Raw genomic sequence first — 18,281 nt, 5'->3', positions numbered from 1 at the left:
CCTGTAGGAGCTGCCGCAGGCTGCGATCTTTTAGCGATTTCAGACGCGCCGCAAAGCCAGATCAAAAGATCGCAGCCTGCGGCAGCTCCTACAGGGATCGGTGTCATTTTATGCCACCTGCGCGACGAGTTGGGCCGCCAGCAGATGCTTGAGCAGCGCGCGGTAGGCAACGACGCCACGGCTCTTGCCGTCGAATTGCGAAGGCGTCAGCCCCGCCCGACTGGCATCGCGCAGGCGTGTGTCGACCGGGATGTAGCCCTGCCAGATCTCTTCTGGAAACTTATCGCGCAACACCCGCAGCGTACCGAGGGACGCCTGGGTGCGGCGATCGAACAGGGTCGGCACGATGGTGAACGGCAAGGCCTGCTTGCGCGAACGATTGATCATCGCCAGGGTGTTGACCATGCGCTCCAGGCCTTTGACCGCCAGGTGTTCGGTCTGCACCGGAATCACCAGTTGCTGGCTCGCCGCCAAGGCATTGACCATCAGCACCCCGAGTAGTGGCGGGCTGTCGATCACGGCGTAATCGAAGTCCTGCCATAACTGCGCCAGGCTCTTGGCGATCACCAGGCCCAGGCCACTCTGGCCCGGCGACTGGCGTTCAAGGGTGGCCAGCGCGGTACTCGATGGCAACAACGAAATGGACTCGTGACTGGTGGACAGCAACAACTGACCGGGCAGGCCCTGGGGCACGCTGCCTTTATGCAGGAACAGGTCGTAGTTGCTGTGTTCCAGGCTGTCGGGGTCGTAACCGAAATAGCTGGTCATAGAGCCGTGGGGGTCGAGGTCGACCACGACCACGCGCTTGCCCGCCTCGGCCAGTAACCCGGCTAGAGCGATGGAGGAAGTGGTTTTACCGACACCACCCTTTTGATTGGCGACTGCCCAGACTCTCATTCGATTGTTCCTCCCGCCCGAACGGATCGACCGGGAATTAGCTCAACGTGTTAATGCGGGTGACGGAGAATTGACGGCGTTCTCTCGTACCGGCGACATGACCTTGGTCGGTGCAGTTTGTGTGCCAGCACGCTTCAACGCGGCATCCGGTTGTGCATTGGCCGCTCCGGTTGCCGTGAGGCTGCGACGTATGTCCAGGTTGCGTGACACCACCAGCACCACGCGACGGTTGCGCGCGCGGCCCTCGGCCGTGGCGTTATTGGCCACTGGCTGGAACTCGCCATACCCCACCGATGCCAGGCGACCAGGGTTTACCCCTTGCATCGCCAGCATGCGCACGATGCTGGCCGAGCGCGCCGAAGACAGTTCCCAGTTGGTGGGATACTGCGCGGTCCGAATCGGTTGGTCGTCGGTGAAGCCCTCGACGTGGATCGGGTTGTCGAACGGCTTCAGGATCGCCGCTACCTTGTCGATGATGTTGAAGGCAATGTCACTGGGCATGGCATCGCCGCTGCCGAACAACAGGCTGGAATTGAGTTCGATCTCGACCCACAATTCGTTGCCGCGCACGGTCATTTGATTGGAGCTGATCAGGTCGCCAAAGGCCGCGCTGATGTCATCGGCAATGCTTTTAAGCGGATCGCTGGCACCCGAGACACCGGCATCGACCTGGTCGCTGTCCTTGACCAATGGCTTGGCCGGAGTCACGGTCTTCGGCCGCTCGTCACCGATGGGGATCGGCTTGAGCGCACGATCGCTATCGGTAAAGACGCCCACCAGCGCCTCGGAAATGACCTTGTACTTGCCTTCGTTGATCGACGAAATCGAGTACATCACCACGAAAAACGCGAAGAGCAAGGTGATGAAGTCGGCGTAGGAAACCAGCCAACGTTCATGATTTACATGTTCATCATGTTGACGACGACGAGCCATAGTCCATTACCCCCATCAATCCATGAAGCCCTGGAGCTTCAACTCGATAGAGCGCGGGTTTTCACCTTCGGCGATCGACAGGATTCCTTCCAGCAACATTTCGCGATAACGCGACTGGCGCAACGCGATGGACTTGAGCTTGGCGGCAATCGGCAGCAACACCAGGTTGGCACTGGCCACGCCATAGATGGTGGCGACGAAGGCCACGGCGATGCCATTGCCCAGCTGCGACGGATCGCCCAGGTTGCCCATGACGTGAATCAGGCCCATCACCGCACCGATGATGCCGATGGTCGGCGCATAACCGCCCATGCTTTCGAAGACCTTGGCGGCTTCGATGTCGCGGCTTTCCTGGGTGTAGAAGTCCACCTCCAGAATGCTGCGGATCGCTTCCGGCTCGGCGCCATCGACCAACAACTGCAGGCCTTTGCGCGAGTAGTTATCGGGTTCGGCATCGGCCACCCCTTCCAGCCCGAGCAGGCCTTCCTTGCGGGCGGTCAGGCTCCAGTTGACGACGCGATCGATGCCACCGGCCAGGTCGACCCGCGGAGGAAAGAGTATCCACGCCAGAATTTGCATGGCCCGCTTGAAGGCGCTCATGGGCGATTGCAACAACGCCGCGCCAATGGTACCGCCCAGCACGATCAACGCGGCCGGTCCGTTGGCCAGCGCACCGATATGCCCGCCTTCGAGGTAGTTGCCGCCAATGATGGCGACGAACGCCATGATGATGCCGATGAGACTTAAAACGTCCATCAGACGCAGGCCTCGACGATGTGCCGGCCGATGTCGTCCAGCGCATACACTGCGTCGGCCAGTTCGGCCTTGACGATGGCCATGGGCATGCCATAGATCACGCAGCTGGCTTCATCCTGGGCCCAGATCGAACTGCCGCTCTGCTTGAGCAGGCGCGCGCCTTCGCGACCGTCCGCGCCCATGCCGGTCAGTACCACCGCCAGAACTTTGTCGCCATAGGACTTGGCCGCCGAACCGAAGGTGATGTCCACGCACGGCTTGTAGTTCAAGCGCTCGTCGCCCGGGAGGATTTTCACCGCTCCCCGGCCGTCGATCATCATTTGCTTGCCACCAGGCGCCAACAACGCCAGGCCCGGACGCAGGATGTCGCCGTCCTCGGCTTCCTTGACGCTGATCCGGCAAAGCTTGTCCAGGCGTTCGGCGAACGCCTTGGTAAAGGCCGCCGGCATGTGCTGGACCAGCACGATCGGTGCGGGGAAGTTGGCTGGCAGCTGGGTCAATACCCGCTGCAAGGCCACCGGGCCGCCGGTGGACGTACCGATGGCCAGCAATTTGTAGGCTTTGCGTTTCGGCGCTGGCGACGACGGAGCCTGCGCAGGTGCACGGGCCGGGATCGGTGCGGGAGACGGGCGCACAAGCGCGCTGCTGCCATAACCGATGCTGCTCGATGGCGTTGGCGTTGGCGTTGGCACTGGAGTCGGTGCTACCACCGGCGCCGGCGCACTGTAGCTGCTGACACGACGATTACTGCGCGAGATGCTGAGAATCTTCTCGCACAGCAGTTGCTTGACCTTCTCGGGGTTGCGCGAGATGTCTTCGAAGTTCTTCGGCAGGAAGTCCACCGCGCCGGCATCCAGCGCGTCCAGGGTGACCCGGGCGCCTTCGTGGGTCAGCGACGAAAACATCAGGACCGGGGTCGGGCAGCGCTGCATGATATGCCGTACCGCGGTGATGCCGTCCATCATCGGCATCTCGTAGTCCATGGTGATCACGTCCGGCTTGAGGGCCAACGCCTGATCAATCGCCTCTTTGCCGTTGGTCGCCGTGCCGACGACCTGGATATTCGGATCCGCGGAAAGAATTTCCGAGACGCGGCGGCGGAAAAAACCCGAATCGTCCACCACCAGGACCTTGACTGCCATAAACACTCCATTAGACGCAGCGAGGCGTCAGTCGCCACCGCTGCGCCAGAATCAAATACGCCGTGCGGCGTAACGCTTGAGCATGCTCGGAACATCGAGAATCAGCGCGATGCGGCCGTCACCGGTAATGGTGGCGCCCGACATGCCCGGGGTTCCCTGGAGCATTTTGCCCAATGGCTTGATGACCACTTCTTCCTGGCCCACCAACTGGTCGACGACAAAGCCGATCCGCTGGGTGCCCACCGAAAGGATCACCACATGGCCTTCGCGCTGCTCTTCGTGAGCGGCGGAGCTGACCAGCCAGCGCTTGAGGTAGAACAACGGCAGTGCCTTGTCCCGCACGATCACCACTTCCTGGCCGTCCACCACGTTGGTGCGCGACAGGTCGAGGTGGAAAATCTCGTTGACGTTCACCAGCGGGAAGGCGAACGCCTGGTTGCCGAGCATGACCATGAGGGTTGGCATGATCGCCAGGGTCAGCGGCACCTTGATGACGATCTTCGATCCCTGGCCCTTGGCCGAGTAGATGTTGATCGAACCGTTGAGCTGGGAGATCTTGGTTTTCACCACGTCCATGCCCACGCCACGACCCGACACGTCGGAGATCTCGGTCTTGGTCGAGAAGCCCGGGGCGAAGATCAGGTTGTAGCACTCGGTATCGCTCAGGCGGTCGGCCGCGTCCTTGTCCATCACACCGCGTTTTACCGCGATGGCACGCAGGACGTTGGGGTCCATGCCTTTGCCGTCATCGGAAATCGACAACAGGATGTGATCGCCTTCCTGCTCGGCCGCCAGGATCACCTTGCCGCCACGGGCCTTGCCCGACGCTTCGCGCTCTTCCGGCGATTCGATGCCGTGGTCGACCGCGTTGCGCACCAGGTGGACCAGCGGGTCGGCCAGGGCTTCGACCAGGTTCTTGTCGAGGTCGGTGTCTTCGCCGACCAGTTCCAGGTTGATCTCTTTCTTGAGCTGGCGCGCCAGGTCGCGAACCAGGCGCGGGAAGCGTCCGAACACTTTCTTGATCGGCTGCATCCGGGTCTTCATGACCGCCGTCTGCAGGTCGGCCGTGACCACGTCGAGGTTCGACACGGCCTTGGACATGGCTTCGTCGGCACTGTTGGCGCCCAGGCGCACCAGGCGGTTACGCACCAGCACCAACTCGCCGACCATGTTCATGATCTCGTCGAGCCGTGCGGTATCGACCCGCACGGTGGTCTCGGCTTCACTGGCCGGTTTTTCCGCAGGCGGCGCGGCCGGAGTTCGGGCCGCGACTGGTGCTGCGGCTGCCGGCGCTTTGGCTTGCGGTTCGGGCGCCTTGGCAACGGGCTTGGGTGCGACAACCTTGGCGGTCGATGCCGCCACGGAGGCGTTCGAGCTGCTGGCCGTTGTCGCGGTGCCGACTTCGCTGAACTTGCCTTTGCCGTGCAATTCGTCGAGCAGTGCCTCGAATTCATGATCGCTGATCAGATCACTGCCGACCGCCGCTGCGGTTGGCGCTGCCGGTGCTGGAACAGAGGCAATGGCCGACTCCAGCGCCTCAACGGCAAAGTTACCCTTGCCATGCAGCTGGTCGAGCAAGGCCTCGAATTCTTCGTCGGTGATGTCGGAACTATCACCCGCCTCTTTCGCCGCTGACGGCTCTGACGGCGCGGCGGGTGCCGGGGCCACTGCATCGACGGCGAACTTGCCCTTGCCGTGCAGTTGATCGAGCAACGACTCGAACTCGGCGTCGGTGATTTCGTCGCTGGCAGGCACTTCGCTGGCGGGTGCTGGAACAACTGCCGGCGCCTCGGCCTGAGCCTTCACGGCGTTCAGCGAGTCCAGCAATTGTTCGAATTCGTTATCGGTGATATCGCCTGAATCGGCGGCAACCACAGGCGCTTCGACCTCTGGAGCAACAGGCGCAGCAGCCACTTCGTCAGCCGATTGCGGCTCGGCCAGACGCGCCAGTGCCGCCAGCAGCTCAGGTGTTGCAGCCGTGACCGGACTACGCTCGCGCACTTCGCTGAACATGCCGTTCACCGCATCCAGCGCTTCGAGGACCACGTCCATCAATTCCGAGTCGACGCGACGTTCGCCCTTGCGCAGGATGTCGAACACGTTCTCGGCGATGTGGCAGCACTCCACCAGCTCGTTGAGCTGGAGGAAGCCGGCGCCCCCTTTTACAGTGTGAAAACCGCGAAAAATTGCATTGAGCAAGTCCGCATCATCCGGACGGCTTTCCAGCTCGACCAGTTGCTCGGACAGTTGCTCTAGAATCTCGCCGGCCTCAACCAGGAAATCCTGAAGGATCTCTTCATCGGCGCCGAAGCTCATTAAGGGGGTGCTCCTACAGGTCTAAAAACCCAAAAAACCTGAACTTTAAAAACCCAGGCTGGATAGCAAATCGTCCACATCGTCCTGACCGGACATAACGTCTTCTCTTTTATCGGCATGAATCTGCGGACCTTCACCCTTGGAGAGATGTTTTTGTGGATCTTTTTCTGCAAGCATTGCCGCACGGTCATGTTCGATGCCCGCAAAGCGGTCCACCTGACTGGCCATCAGCACGAGCTTGAGCAGGTTGCTTTCCACTTCGGTGACCAGTTGGGTCACACGCTTGATCACCTGGCCGGTAAGGTCCTGGTAATCCTGGGCGAGCAGAATGTCGTTGAGGTTGCTGGACACGGCGCGATTGTCTGCGCTGCTGCGCGCCAGGAAACCATCGACGCGCCGGGCCAGTTCACGAAACTCTTCGGCCCCGACTTCGCGCCGCATGAACCGTCCCCAGTCGGCGCTCAAGCCCTGCGCCTCTTCAGCCAGGCCGTTGACCAATGGCGTGGCGTTTTCCACCAGGTCCATGGTGCGGTTGGCGGCGGCTTCCGTCAGTTTGACCACATACCCCAGGCGCTCGGTGGCGTCGGTGATCTGTGACACTTCCTCGGCTTGCGGCATGTGCGGGTCAATCTGGAAATTGACGATCGCGCTATGCAGCTCGCGGGTGAGCTTGCCCACTTCCTGATACAGGCCACGGTCACGGGTCTGGTTGAGCTCATGGATCAATTGCACAGCATCGCCGAACCTGCCCTTTTCAAGGCTCGCGACCAATTCAACGGCGTGTTTTTTCAGGGTCGATTCAAAATCGCCCTGGGATGACTCGTTATGCTCCATAGCTCCCCCGTGGCGCAGTTCAACCGATGCGTTCGAAAATCTTCTCGATTTTTTCTTTCAACGCCTGGGCCGTGAAGGGTTTGACCACATAGCCATTTACGCCGGCCTGGGCCGCTTCGATGATCTGCTCGCGCTTGGCTTCGGCAGTCACCATCAGCACTGGCAGGTGCTTGAGTTTTTCATCGGCGCGCACGTGACGCAGCAGATCGATACCGGTCATGCCAGGCATGTTCCAGTCCGTCACCAGAAAGTCGATGCTCCCGCTGTTGAGTACCGGAATGGCGGTAGTGCCATCGTCGGCCTCGACCGTGTTGGTGAACCCAAGGTCACGCAACAGGTTCTTGATGATCCGCCGCATCGTTGAGAAGTCATCAACGATGAGGATTTTCATGTTCTTGTCCAATTCGACCTCCAAGCAGACTAAAACGCGCCCAGCACCTGGACACGCCATTTCTATCAATCTGGCAAAACACTCGATGACTGTTTGGGATACAACGGATCGAGACCGGCGCGGTTCATCACCCCACCAGCCGCGTCGCAGTGCCCCCACACTGCCTTCAGCGCGCTCGCCACTCTCCCAGACGCCCCCGCAAACGGGCCGCGCACTGGCTGTGTAACTGGCTGACCCGGGATTCGCTGACCCCCAGGACTTCGCCGATTTCCTTGAGATTCAATTCTTCGTCGTAATACAACGCCAACACCAATCGCTCGCGCTCCGGCAAGTTGGCGATCGCGTCCGCCAGCGCCGCCTGGAAGCGTTCATCTTCCAGATCGCGAGACGGTTCCAGATGCGCACTGGCGCCATCCTCGTGCAGCCCTTCGTGTTCGCCGTCCTGCAACAGGTCGTCGAAACTGAACAGCCGACTGCCCAGGGTGTCGTTCAAAATCCCGTAGTAATCGTCAAGACTCAATTGGAGTTCGGCCGCAACTTCGTGATCTTTAGCGTCACGCCCGGTTTTAGCTTCAATCGAGCGAATCGCGTCGCTGACCATCCGCGTATTGCGGTGGACCGAACGAGGCGCCCAGTCGCCCTTGCGCACTTCATCGAGCATGGCGCCGCGGATGCGGATGCCCGCGTAGGTTTCGAAACTCGCGCCTTTGCTGGCGTCGTATTTGGTCGAGACTTCCAGCAGGCCGATCATCCCGGCCTGGATCAGGTCTTCGACCTGGACACTGGCCGGCAGTCGTGCAAGCAAGTGATAGGCAATGCGTTTAACCAGCGGCGCGTAACGCTCGATCAGCTCGTACTGCGCGTCACGCGCCGATGCCTTGTAGAGGTTGTAACCGCTTGCGGTCATAGCACGGGTCCTGCCGTCTGTTGCACGAGGCGCTCGACGAAGAATTCCAGGTGCCCGCGCGGGTTGGCGGGCAGTGGCCAGGTATCGACCTTCTGCGCGATCGCCTTGAATGCCAGCGAGCACTTGGAGCGCGGGAAGGCCTCGTAGACGGCGCGCTGCTTCTGCACGGCCTTGCGCACGCTTTCGTCGTACGGCACCGCACCGACATATTGCAAGGCGACGTCGAGGAAGCGGTCGGTGACCTTGGTCAACTTGGCGAACAGGTTGCGCCCTTCCTGGGGGCTCTGCGCCATGTTGGCCAGCACCCGGAAACGGTTCATGCCGTAATCGCGGTTGAGCAATTTGATCAACGCATAGGCGTCAGTGATCGAGGTCGGCTCGTCGCAGACCACCAGCAACACTTCCTGGGCCGCGCGCACGAAGCTGACCACCGACTCGCCAATACCTGCAGCGGTGTCGATCACCAGCACGTCGAGATTGTCGCCAATGTCGCTGAAGGCCTGGATCAGGCCAGCGTGCTGCGCCGGGCTCAAGTGAACCATGCTCTGGGTGCCGGACGCCGCCGGAACGATGCGGATGCCGCCGGGCCCCTGCAACAGCACGTCGCGCAATTCACAGCGGCCTTCAATCACGTCGGCCAGGGTACGTTTGGGTGTCAGCCCCAACAGAACGTCGACATTCGCCAGCCCAAGGTCAGCGTCCAGCAACATGACGCGCCGGCCAAGCTCAGCCAAAGCCAGGGACAAGTTCACTGACACGTTAGTTTTGCCGACGCCACCTTTGCCGCCGGTCACCGCGATCACCTGTACAGGATGCATGCTGCCCATGTTATTTCTTTACCTTGTTCTGCATAGACGGGGCCACATAACTGGCTGCGCGTTCACAACCGGAACAATGCATGGCAGGCCATCGATGTAGGGTACAAAAACTATTCATTGTTACCTCAGCCAACCTGCTTGGTCGGACTGTGGTAGATATCAGCGAACATGTCAGCCATGGCCTCTTCGCTGGGTTCTTCCTGCATTTGCACGCTGACGGCCCGACTGACCAGTTGATGACGACGCGGCAGATGCAGATCATCTGGAATCCGCGGGCCATCGGTCAGGTAGGCCACCGGCAATTCATGGCTGATCGCCAGACTCAACACTTCGCCCAGACTTGCCGTTTCATCCAGTTTAGTCAGGATGCAGCCAACGAGCCCGCAACGCTTGTAACTGTGATAAGCAGCGGTTAGAACCTGTTTCTGGCTGGTGGTTGCCAGGACCAGGTAATTTTTTGACTTGATGCCTCGACCGGCCAGGCTTTCGAGCTGCATGCGCAGGGCCGGGTCGCTGGCTTGCAGGCCGGCGGTATCGATCAGCACCACGCGCTTGCGCAACAAAGGGTCCAGCGCCTGGACCAATGACTGGTTCGGATCGACGTGGGTCACCGGCACATTGAGGATCCGCCCGAGGGTCTTGAGCTGCTCCTGGGCACCGATGCGAAAGCTGTCCATGCTCACCAGGGCAATGTTCTGCGCGCCGTACTTGAGCACGTAACGGGCCGCCAGCTTGGCCAGGGTGGTGGTCTTGCCCATGCCGGCCGGGCCGACCATGGCAATCACGCCGCCCTCTTCCAGCGGCTCCATTTCCGGCGTGACGATCATCCGCGCCAGGTGCGCCAGCAACATGCGCCAGGCCTGGCGAGGTTCTTCAATTTCGCTAACCAGCGCCAGCAGGTCCCGCGACAACGGGCCGGACAGGCCGATGCGCTGCAGGCGACGCCAAAGGTTCGCCTGGTCCGGGCGGCTGCCCTGCAGCTGGTTCCAGGCGAGGGAACCGAGTTGTACTTCCATCAGTTCGCGCAGGCTGTTGAGTTCCGAACGCATCGAGTCGAAGACCCGCGTATCGATAGTCGCCGCCGGGGCCGGTGTCGGCGCGGGACGGCGCGGCTCGGCCAGGGTCGGTTCGATCAGCGGCTCGGCAGCCGTCAGCGGCAGGCCGGCAAACAACTGGCGATTAGTGCTCTTGTCGCTATCGCCTTCGCCCTCGCCTCGCAGGCTCAATTCGGCCTGGGCGTTGACGATGCGCGACTGGGTCTTGCGCAGTTCGTCCTCGAGTTCCATGTTCGGAACGCGCGGGGCCAGCGCCGACAGTTGGTAATCCAGGGCAGCCGTAATCTCGACGCCACCGGCGATGCGGCGGTTGCCAATGATCGCGGCATCGGCGCCCAGCTCATCGCGAACCAGCTTCATGGCCTGACGCATATCGGCGGCGAAGAAACGCTTAACTTGCATGAATCACTACCTCAGCCGTTGGGCCCTACTGTCGCAACGATGGTCACTTGCTTGTTGTCAGGAATTTCCTGATAAGCCAACACATGCAAACCCGGGACTGCGAGCCGGCCAAATCGCGAGAGCATCGCGCGAACCGGACCGGCCACCAGCAGAATCACCGGTTGACCTTGCATCTCCTGCCGCTGCGCCGCATCGATCAACGAGCGCTGCAGCTTCTCAGCCATGCTTGGCTCCAGCAGAACACCCTCTTCAGAGCCTTGTCCTGCCTTCTGCAGACTATTGAGCAATATTTGTTCCAACCTGGGTTCCAGCGTGATCACTGGCAGCTCGGAGTCAGTGCCTACAATGCTTTGCACGATTGCGCGGGATACGCCGACACGCACCGCGGCGACCAGCGCGGCGGTATCTTGACTCTTGCTGGCATTGTTCGCGATGGCTTCGGCAATGCTACGAATGTCGCGTACCGGTACCTGCTCGGCCAATAGCGCTTGCAAGACCTTGAGCAATTGCGACAGTGACAGCACGCCCGGCACCAGCTCTTCGGCCAGCTTCGGCGAGTTTTTCGCCAGCAATTGCATGAGTTGTTGGACTTCTTCGTGGCCGATCAGCTCGCTGGAGTGCTTGTACAGGATCTGGTTCAAGTGCGTGGCCACCACGGTACTGGCATCGACTACGGTGTAGCCTAGCGATTGCGCCTGGGCGCGCTGGCTGATTTCGATCCACACCGCCTCCAGTCCAAAAGCCGGATCTTTGGCGGTAATGCCATTGAGCGTGCCGTAGACCTGCCCCGGGTTGATCGCCAGTTCGCGGTCCGGGTAAATCTCCGCCTCGGCCAGGATCACCCCCATCAGGGTAAGGCGATAGGCACTCGGAGCCAGGTCGAGGTTATCGCGGATGTGAACCGTAGGCATAAGGAAGCCCAGGTCCTGGGACAGCTTTTTGCGCACGCCCTTGATCCGCGCCAGCAATTGCCCGCCCTGGTTGCGGTCCACCAACGGAATCAGGCGATAGCCCACTTCCAGGCCGATCATGTCGATCGGCGTCACGTCATCCCAACCCAGCTCCTTGGTTTCCTGGGCGCGGGCCGGCGATGGCAACAGTTCCTGCTGACGCTTGACCTCTTGCAGGGCCTGCACCTTGGCGCTGTTCTGCTTTTTCCAGAACAGGTACGCACCACCTGCAGCCAGCGCGGCCATGGACAGGAAGGAAAAGTGCGGCATACCCGGCACCAGCCCCATCACCGCCATCAAGCCCGCCGACACCGCCAACGCCTTGGGCGAGGCGAACATCTGCCGATTGATCTGCTTGCCCATGTCTTCAGAGCCCGAAGCACGGGTCACCATGATCGCCGCCGCTGTAGATAACAACAGTGATGGCAATTGCGCCACCAAACCGTCACCGATGGTCAACAGGGCGTAAACCTTGCCGGCATCGGCGAAGGTCATGTTGTGCTGGAAGATACCGACCGCCATGCCGCCGATCAGGTTGATGAACAGAATCAACAGGCCGGCGATGGCGTCACCGCGCACGAACTTGCTGGCACCGTCCATCGAGCCATAGAACTCGGCCTCCTGCGCCACTTCCGAACGCCGCGCCTTGGCCTGGTTCTGGTCGATCAGGCCGGCGTTGAGGTCGGCGTCGATGGCCATCTGTTTGCCGGGCATCGCATCGAGGGTGAACCGCGCACTCACCTCGGAAATACGCCCGGCGCCTTTGGTCACCACGACGAAGTTGATGATCATCAGGATCGCGAACACCACGATACCGACCACGTAGTTACCGCCGATCACCACCTCGCCGAAGGCCTGGATCACCTTGCCCGCGGCGGCATGACCGTCCTGGCCGTGAAGCATCACTACTCGGGTGGAAGCCACGTTGAGCGCCAGGCGCAAGAGCGTCGCCACCAACAAAATGGTCGGGAACACCGCAAAATCCAGCGGCCGCAAGGCGTAGACGCAGACCAGCAAGACGACAATCGACAACGCGATATTGAACGTGAAAAACACGTCGAGCAGGAACGGCGGCATCGGCAACATCATCATCGCCAACATGACCAGCAGCAACAGCGGCACGCCCAGATTGCCTCGGCTGAGGTCGGCCATGTTCGTGCGGGCACTGTTGATTAACTGAGAGCGATCCACCGGTATTCCCCGTTCCTTTGAAGCAAAACTTTTGACGCCATAAGCTGGCGCAAAGCGGCTATTGCAAGAAGCCTTCCAACTTTCGTGAGGGGTTGAAACAGAGGGATTGGTCGGGAAAAATCAAGTCGCATGGACGGCCGTCTTCGCGAGCAGGCTCGCTCCCACAAGGGGATCGGCCCGGGCAACACTGCTTGTGTACAACACCGATCACGCTGCTAGGAATCCCGGCGCAAATCCGGTGGAATCGGCAAGTCATCCTTGAGTGGGTCCGGGCGCTTGCCCTTGCCCGCGCGGTATTGGCGAATCTGGTAGACGTAGGCCAGTACCTGGGCGACGGCGAGGTACAGGCCGCCAGGGATTTCTTGCTCAAGTTCGGTGGAGTAATAAATCGACCGCGCCAACGCCGGGGACTCCAGCAGCAGAATTTCATTGGCCGTCGCAATCTCGCGAATCTTCAACGCCAGGAAGTCGCTGCCCTTGGCAATCAGCATCGGCGCCCCGCTCTTGTCCGGGTCGTACTTGAGGGCCACGGCATAGTGGGTCGGGTTGGTGATGACCACGTCGGCATCCGGTACCGCCGCCATCATCCGGCGCTGGGACATCTCGCGTTGCAGCTGGCGAATCCGCTGCTTGACCTCCGGCCGCCCCTCCTGGTCCTTGTGCTCATCGCGGATTTCCTGCTTGGTCATCTTGAGCTTCTTGATGCTTTCCCAGATCTGGATCGGCACGTCGACGGCGGCGATGATGATCAGCCCGCAGGCCATCCACAAGGTGCTCCACCCGACCACTTGCAGGCTGTGGGTGATGGCCCGGTCCAGTGGTTCGTGGGCGATGCGCAGCAGGTCGTCAATATCCGCCGACAACACCGCCAGGGCCACGAACAGGACGATGAAGAACTTGGCCAGGGCCTTGAGCAGTTCGGTCAAGGCCTTGGCCGAGAACATGCGCTTGAGACCCGCGCCGGGGTTCATGCGGCTGAACTTGGGCGCCATGGTGCCGGCGGAAAACAGCCAGCCACCCAGGGAGATCGGGCCGATCAAGGCGGCCAGCAGCAGGGTGATCATCACCGGCTGGATCGCCAGCAAGGCAATCTGTCCCGAATGCAGGAGGTAGGTGCCCATCGAACGCTGGTCCAGCACCACGTCACGCGACAGGGAAAAATTCAGGCGCATAAGGTCCATCATGTCCTGCGCCAGAGCCCCACCGAAGACCAGCAGCGCACCGGCCCCGGCAAGCATGATCGCCAGGGTATTGAGCTCCTTGGAACGGGCAATCTCACCCTTCTCACGGGCGTCCTTTTTCTTTTTCTCCGTGGGGTCTTCTGTCTTGTCCTGACCGCTTTCGCTCTCAGCCATGCCTCAGCGCGCCTGTGCCAGTTCGCGTAAAAACTGCAAGGCCTCGGAGGCCAGCGGTTGATACTGGTTGAGAATGTCCGCCAGCCCGACCCAGAGGATGAACATCCCGAGCACCAGGGTTAGCGGGAAGCCGATGGAGAAGATGTTCAGTTGCGGCGCGGCGCGGGTCATCACGCCAAACGCGATGTTGACCACCAGCAACGCGGTGATCGCCGGCAGCACCAGCAGCAGCGCCGCGCCGAGCACCCAGCCGAGTTTGCCGGCCAGTTCCCAGTAATGGTTGACCATCAGGCCGCTGCCGACCGGCAAGGTGGTGAAGCTCTCGGTCAGTACCTCGAACACCACCAGATGGCCGTTCATGGAGAGGAACATCAGTGTCACCAGCATGGTGAAGAACTGCCCGATCACTGCCACCGACACGCCGTTGGTGGGATCGACCATCGATGCGAAGCCCATGCCCATCTGGATCGCGACGATCTGTCCCGCCACCACGAAGGCCTGGAAGAACAGTTGCAGGGAGAACCCCAGGATCGCGCCGACGAGGATCTGCTCGGCAATCAGCAGAAGACCGCTCAGGTCCAGCGCATTCACCGGCGGCATCGGCGGCAGGCCCGGCGCGATGACCACAGTGATGGCGAGGGCGAAGTACAGGCGAATGCGCTTGGGTACCAGGGCAGTGCCGAACACTGGCATCACCATCAGCAAGGCGCCGGCGCGAAACAGCGGCAACATGAACGTCGCCACCCAGGTACTGATCTGGGTATCGGTCAGCTGCAGCAGCGACGACATGGCTTAGCCGATGACCTGCGGAATACTGCCGTACAGCTGCAGGATGTATTCCATGAACGTCTGCACCAGCCAAGGGCCGGCGACGATCAGCGTTACCAGCATCACCAGCAGGCGCGGCAGGAAGCTCAAGGTCTGTTCGTTGATCTGCGTCGCGGCCTGGAACATCGCCACGACCAGGCCGACCAGCAGACTCGGGATCACCAACACCGCGACCATCAGCGTGGTCAGCCACAAGGCTTCGCGGAAGATATCGACGGCGACTTCCGGCGTCATGGCGACACACCGCCGAAGCTGCTGGCCAAGGTGCCGATGATCAGCGCCCAGCCATCGACCAGCACGAACAGCATGATCTTGAACGGCAGGGAAATGATCAGCGGCGACAGCATCATCATACCCATGGCCATCAGCACACTGGCCACGACCAGGTCGATGATCAGGAACGGGATGAAGATCATGAAGCCGATCTGGAACGCGGTCTTGAGCTCCGAAGTCACGAACGCCGGCACCAGGATGGTCAGCGGCGCCTGGTCCGGCGTGGCAATGTCGGTGCGCTTGGACAGGCGCATGAACAACTCCAGGTCACTGGTGCGCGTCTGGGCCAGCATGAAGTCCTTGATCGGTACCTGGGCCTTGGCCACGGCATCCTGAGCGGTCATCTTTTCCGCCAGGTAGGGTTGCAAGGCATCCTGGTTCACCCGGTCGAACACCGGCGCCATGATGAACATCGTCAGGAACAGCGCCATGCCGGTGAGGATCTGGTTCGACGGCGTCTGCTGCAGGCCCAGGGCCTGACGCAGGATCGAGAAGACGATGATGATCCGGGTGAAGCTGGTCATCAGCATGACGAACGCCGGGATGAAACTCAGCGCGGTCATGATCAGCAGAATCTGCAGGCTGACCGAATATTCCTGGGCACCTTCGGCGTTGGTGCCCAAGGTGATGGCCGGGATCGACAATGGATCGGCGGCTAACGCCAGCGGCGCGGCCAGCATCATGGCCAGGGTCAAGATGATGCGCAGCGCGCCCATTACTTCTTATCCTTCTGATCCTTGCCCATCAACTCCATCAGGCGCTGGGCAAACTCGGGGGTAGCTTTTTCAGTGCCGCTCGGCACCTGCACCGGCTCCTTGAGCACATGCAACGCCGTGATGGTCCCCGGGCTCAGGCCGAGCAGGATCTGTTCGTTGCCGACTTGCACGAGCATCAAGCGATCACGGGGCCCCAGTGCGCGAGAACCGATCAGCTCGATCACCTGCCCCTTGCCGGCCGGCCCGGCCTGTTGCACCCGGCGCAAGAGCCAGGCGAGGAAGAAAATCAGCCCCAGCACCAGCAACAAGCCGAATACCAGTTGCGTCAACTGCCCGGCCACGCCGCTGTTGACCGCGGGCGCGGCGGCGGCATTGGCGACAGGCTCGGCGGCCAGCACAAGGCCTGGCAACGCCAGGGCCAGCCCCGAAAACAACCCCAGGAGCCTTTTCACTCAACGCAGCTTCTTGATGCGTTCGCTTGGGCTGATCACGTCGGTCAGGCGGATGCCGAACTTCTCGTTGACCACAACCACTTCGCCATGGGCGATCAGGGTGCCGTTGACCAGCACGTCCAGCGGCTCACCAGCCAGGCGATCCAGTTCAATGACCGAGCCCTGGTTGAGCTGCAACAGGTTGCGGATGTTGATGTCGGTGCTGCCGACCTCCATGGAGATCGACACCGGGATATCGAGAATCACGTCCAGGTTCGGGCCTTCGAGGCTCACCGGGTCGTTGTTTTTCGGCACGCTGCCGAACTCTTCCATGGGCAGGCGGTTGGACGAAGAACGGCCAGCATCGGCGGCCAGCAATGCGTCGATATCGGCCTGCCCGGCGTCGCCGGTTTCTTCCAGGGCAGCAGCCCACTCATCAGCCAGCGCCTGATCGTCCAGGGTATTCATATTGTCAGCCATCATTTGTCCTCGGCGAACAACTCTTCAATTAGAAGAGTTGATTAATAGGGGGAGTTGCGTCGCTTCAACGGCGCTCGATCGGCTCGATCACTTGCAGCGCAAGGTTGCCCTTGTGCGAACCCATCTTGACCTTGAAGGCCGGCACGCCGTTGGCGCGCATCACCAGTTCTTCCTGCATGTCCACGGGAATCACGTCCCCTGGCTGCATGTGCAGGATGTCGCGCAGCTTCAACTGGCGACGGGCAACGGTGGCGTTGATCGGTACATCGACGTCCATCACGTCCTGGCGCAAGGCGTTGACCCAACGCTCGTCCTGGTCGTCCAGGTCGGACTGGAAGCCGGCATCGAGCATTTCGCGCACCGGCTCGATCATCGAGTAAGGCATGGTCACGTGCAGGTCGCCGCCACCGCCATCGAGTTCGATGTGGAAGGTCGACACTACAATGGCTTCGCTCGGGCCGACGATGTTGGCCATGGCCGGGTTCACTTCCGAGTTGATGTACTCGAAGTTCACCTCCATGATCGCCTGCCAAGCTTCCTTCAAATCGACGAATGCCTGCTCCAGGACCATGCGCACCACGCGCAACTCGGTCGGGGTGAACTCACGGCCTTCGATCTTGGCGTGGCGACCGTCGCCGCCGAAGAAGTTGTCCACCAGCTTGAACACCAGCTTGGCGTCGAGGATGAACAGCGCCGTGCCGCGCAGCGGCTTGATCTTGACCAGGTTGAGGCTGGTCGGCACGTACAGCGAGTGTACGTATTCGCCGAACTTCATCACCTGCACACCACCGACCGCCACGTCTGCCGAGCGGCGCAGCATGTTGAACATGCTGATGCGCGTGTAGCGGGCAAAACGCTCGTTGATCATTTCCAGCGTCGGCATGCGTCCACGGACGATGCGATCCTGGCTGGTCAGGTCGTAGCTCTTGACGGTGCCGGGTTCGGCAGCGATATCGGTCTGTACCAGACCATCGTCGACGCCATGCAACAGCGCGTCGATCTCATCCTGGGACAGCAGGTCCTGCACGGCCATGTCGTGTTCCTACTGCAGTACGAAATTAGTGAAAAGCAACTGTTCGATCACCACTTTGCCGAGCTCTTTCTGCGCCACTTCCTGGACGCTGGCGGTGGCCTTCTGGCGCAACATTTCCTGGCCGACCGGCGAGGCGAGGGTCGCGAAATCCTGACTGGAGAACAGCATCACCAGGTTGTTGCGGATCACCGGCATGTGCACCTTGAGCGCGTCCAGATCCGCTTGGTTGCGCGCAAGCATGGTAATGCTCACTTGCATGTAGCGCTGGCGTCCGTTCTGGTTGTAGTTGGCCACGAACGCCGGGGCCATCGGCTCGAAAACGGCAGGCTGCTTGCCCACGGGGGTGGTTTCGGCCACGACGGCAGGCTTGCTCTGGGCACTGTGCATGAAGTACCAGGTCGCCCCCACGGACAAGCCGATCGCCAGCAACAGCGCCACCACGATCAAGATGATCAGCTTGAGTTTGCCTTTGGTTGCGGGGTCTTTTACTGCTGCGTCGCTCTTCGCCATGCCAATAATCCGTCACTATTCGGTTTTTACAGTCGCGCGACTAGGCAAGAGCAAGTGTTATGC

The 18,281-nt window shown here is 61.0% G+C and carries 19 protein-coding genes; all 19 read right to left on the bottom strand.

Annotated elements, in window-relative coordinates:
* Positions 1-108: 108 nt before the first annotated feature.
* Complete coding sequence (locus PG5_RS09915; protein WP_020796978.1) at positions 109-897, bottom strand: ParA family protein; 789 nt, start codon at positions 895-897, stop codon at positions 109-111.
* A 42-nt stretch (positions 898-939) separates the two neighbouring features.
* Positions 940-1,830, bottom strand: coding sequence for a flagellar motor protein MotD (gene motD, locus PG5_RS09910; RefSeq protein WP_020796977.1), 891 nt, complete (start codon positions 1,828-1,830; stop codon positions 940-942).
* Between the two features lie 15 nt (positions 1,831-1,845).
* On the bottom strand, positions 1,846-2,586 hold the full coding sequence (locus PG5_RS09905; RefSeq protein WP_020796976.1) for a flagellar motor protein: 741 nt from the start codon (positions 2,584-2,586) through the stop codon (positions 1,846-1,848).
* On the bottom strand, positions 2,586-3,728 hold the full coding sequence (locus tag PG5_RS09900) for a chemotaxis response regulator protein-glutamate methylesterase (RefSeq protein WP_020797022.1): 1,143 nt from the start codon (positions 3,726-3,728) through the stop codon (positions 2,586-2,588). Before PG5_RS09900 ends, PG5_RS09905 begins: the two co-directional genes overlap by 1 nt.
* 51 nt (positions 3,729-3,779) lie before the next feature.
* A complete protein-coding gene (locus tag PG5_RS09895; RefSeq protein ID WP_020796975.1) occupies positions 3,780-6,044 on the bottom strand; it encodes a chemotaxis protein CheA in 2,265 nt (754 codons plus the stop codon).
* A gap of 45 nt (positions 6,045-6,089) precedes the next feature.
* Complete coding sequence (locus PG5_RS09890) at positions 6,090-6,878, bottom strand: protein phosphatase CheZ (RefSeq protein WP_020796974.1); 789 nt, start codon at positions 6,876-6,878, stop codon at positions 6,090-6,092.
* 19 nt (positions 6,879-6,897) lie between these two features.
* Positions 6,898-7,269, bottom strand: a complete 372-nt coding sequence (locus PG5_RS09885; RefSeq protein WP_003183998.1) for a chemotaxis response regulator CheY — start codon at positions 7,267-7,269, stop codon at positions 6,898-6,900.
* A 166-nt stretch (positions 7,270-7,435) separates the two neighbouring features.
* A complete protein-coding gene (fliA, locus tag PG5_RS09880; RefSeq protein WP_008001745.1) occupies positions 7,436-8,176 on the bottom strand; it encodes an RNA polymerase sigma factor FliA in 741 nt (246 codons plus the stop codon).
* On the bottom strand, positions 8,173-9,003 hold the full coding sequence (gene fleN, locus PG5_RS09875; RefSeq protein WP_007975361.1) for a flagellar synthesis regulator FleN: 831 nt from the start codon (positions 9,001-9,003) through the stop codon (positions 8,173-8,175). The genes fliA and fleN overlap by 4 nt, the downstream gene beginning before the upstream one ends.
* 116 nt (positions 9,004-9,119) lie before the next feature.
* Complete coding sequence (flhF, locus tag PG5_RS09870; protein WP_020796973.1) at positions 9,120-10,451, bottom strand: flagellar biosynthesis protein FlhF; 1,332 nt, start codon at positions 10,449-10,451, stop codon at positions 9,120-9,122.
* Between the two features lie 11 nt (positions 10,452-10,462).
* Positions 10,463-12,592: a flagellar biosynthesis protein FlhA gene (gene flhA, locus PG5_RS09865; RefSeq protein ID WP_020796972.1), complete on the bottom strand. Its 2,130-nt coding sequence runs from the start codon at positions 12,590-12,592 to the stop codon at positions 10,463-10,465.
* A 215-nt stretch (positions 12,593-12,807) separates the two neighbouring features.
* Positions 12,808-13,947, bottom strand: a complete 1,140-nt coding sequence (gene flhB, locus PG5_RS09860; RefSeq protein ID WP_020796971.1) for a flagellar biosynthesis protein FlhB — start codon at positions 13,945-13,947, stop codon at positions 12,808-12,810.
* A 3-nt stretch (positions 13,948-13,950) separates the two neighbouring features.
* Positions 13,951-14,736 carry a flagellar biosynthetic protein FliR gene (fliR, locus tag PG5_RS09855; RefSeq protein WP_020796970.1) on the bottom strand — a complete coding sequence of 262 codons (786 nt, stop codon included), beginning with the start codon at positions 14,734-14,736 and terminating at the stop codon, positions 13,951-13,953.
* 3 nt (positions 14,737-14,739) lie between these two features.
* Positions 14,740-15,009 (bottom strand): flagellar biosynthesis protein FliQ, encoded by a 270-nt coding sequence (gene fliQ, locus PG5_RS09850; RefSeq protein ID WP_020796969.1) that lies wholly within the window; start codon positions 15,007-15,009, stop codon positions 14,740-14,742.
* Positions 15,006-15,764: a flagellar type III secretion system pore protein FliP gene (gene fliP, locus PG5_RS09845; RefSeq protein ID WP_020796968.1), complete on the bottom strand. Its 759-nt coding sequence runs from the start codon at positions 15,762-15,764 to the stop codon at positions 15,006-15,008. The genes fliQ and fliP overlap by 4 nt, the downstream gene beginning before the upstream one ends.
* Positions 15,764-16,216, bottom strand: a complete 453-nt coding sequence (gene fliO / locus PG5_RS09840) for a flagellar biosynthetic protein FliO (protein WP_042955323.1) — start codon at positions 16,214-16,216, stop codon at positions 15,764-15,766. The genes fliP and fliO overlap by 1 nt, the downstream gene beginning before the upstream one ends.
* Entirely contained in the window at positions 16,217-16,675 is a 459-nt protein-coding gene (fliN, locus tag PG5_RS09835; protein WP_020796966.1) for a flagellar motor switch protein FliN, read from the bottom strand.
* A gap of 64 nt (positions 16,676-16,739) precedes the next feature.
* Complete coding sequence (gene fliM / locus PG5_RS09830) at positions 16,740-17,708, bottom strand: flagellar motor switch protein FliM (RefSeq protein ID WP_020796965.1); 969 nt, start codon at positions 17,706-17,708, stop codon at positions 16,740-16,742.
* Between the two features lie 9 nt (positions 17,709-17,717).
* On the bottom strand, positions 17,718-18,218 hold the full coding sequence (fliL, locus tag PG5_RS09825; protein ID WP_020796964.1) for a flagellar basal body-associated protein FliL: 501 nt from the start codon (positions 18,216-18,218) through the stop codon (positions 17,718-17,720).
* Positions 18,219-18,281: the final 63 nt, after the last annotated feature.

Source organism: Pseudomonas sp. G5(2012), from assembly GCF_000408945.1.
GTDB classification, from domain to species: domain Bacteria; phylum Pseudomonadota; class Gammaproteobacteria; order Pseudomonadales; family Pseudomonadaceae; genus Aquipseudomonas; species Aquipseudomonas umsongensis.
Note: the sequence above shows the minus strand (reverse complement) of the source record. Positions and strands in the feature narration are given on the sequence as shown.

What these genes read in the sequence shown, in the direction of transcription:
- PG5_RS09915 (WP_020796978.1), bottom strand. Translation starts at nt 897, where the DNA reads ATGAGAGTCTGGGCAGTCGCCAATCAAAAGGGTGGTGTCGGTAAAACC.
- motD (WP_020796977.1), bottom strand. Translation starts at nt 1,830, where the DNA reads ATGGCTCGTCGTCGTCAACATGATGAACATGTAAATCATGAACGTTGG.
- PG5_RS09905 (WP_020796976.1), bottom strand. Translation starts at nt 2,586, where the DNA reads ATGGACGTTTTAAGTCTCATCGGCATCATCATGGCGTTCGTCGCCATC.
- PG5_RS09900 (WP_020797022.1), bottom strand. Translation starts at nt 3,728, where the DNA reads ATGGCAGTCAAGGTCCTGGTGGTGGACGATTCGGGTTTTTTCCGCCGC.
- PG5_RS09895 (WP_020796975.1), bottom strand. Translation starts at nt 6,044, where the DNA reads ATGAGCTTCGGCGCCGATGAAGAGATCCTTCAGGATTTCCTGGTTGAG.
- PG5_RS09890 (WP_020796974.1), bottom strand. Translation starts at nt 6,878, where the DNA reads ATGGAGCATAACGAGTCATCCCAGGGCGATTTTGAATCGACCCTGAAA.
- PG5_RS09885 (WP_003183998.1), bottom strand. Translation starts at nt 7,269, where the DNA reads ATGAAAATCCTCATCGTTGATGACTTCTCAACGATGCGGCGGATCATC.
- fliA (WP_008001745.1), bottom strand. Translation starts at nt 8,176, where the DNA reads ATGACCGCAAGCGGTTACAACCTCTACAAGGCATCGGCGCGTGACGCG.
- fleN (WP_007975361.1), bottom strand. Translation starts at nt 9,003, where the DNA reads ATGGGCAGCATGCATCCTGTACAGGTGATCGCGGTGACCGGCGGCAAA.
- flhF (WP_020796973.1), bottom strand. Translation starts at nt 10,451, where the DNA reads ATGCAAGTTAAGCGTTTCTTCGCCGCCGATATGCGTCAGGCCATGAAG.
- flhB (WP_020796971.1), bottom strand. Translation starts at nt 13,947, where the DNA reads ATGGCTGAGAGCGAAAGCGGTCAGGACAAGACAGAAGACCCCACGGAG.
- fliR (WP_020796970.1), bottom strand. Translation starts at nt 14,736, where the DNA reads ATGTCGTCGCTGCTGCAGCTGACCGATACCCAGATCAGTACCTGGGTG.
- fliQ (WP_020796969.1), bottom strand. Translation starts at nt 15,009, where the DNA reads ATGACGCCGGAAGTCGCCGTCGATATCTTCCGCGAAGCCTTGTGGCTG.
- fliP (WP_020796968.1), bottom strand. Translation starts at nt 15,764, where the DNA reads ATGGGCGCGCTGCGCATCATCTTGACCCTGGCCATGATGCTGGCCGCG.
- fliN (WP_020796966.1), bottom strand. Translation starts at nt 16,675, where the DNA reads ATGGCTGACAATATGAATACCCTGGACGATCAGGCGCTGGCTGATGAG.
- fliM (WP_020796965.1), bottom strand. Translation starts at nt 17,708, where the DNA reads ATGGCCGTGCAGGACCTGCTGTCCCAGGATGAGATCGACGCGCTGTTG.
- fliL (WP_020796964.1), bottom strand. Translation starts at nt 18,218, where the DNA reads ATGGCGAAGAGCGACGCAGCAGTAAAAGACCCCGCAACCAAAGGCAAA.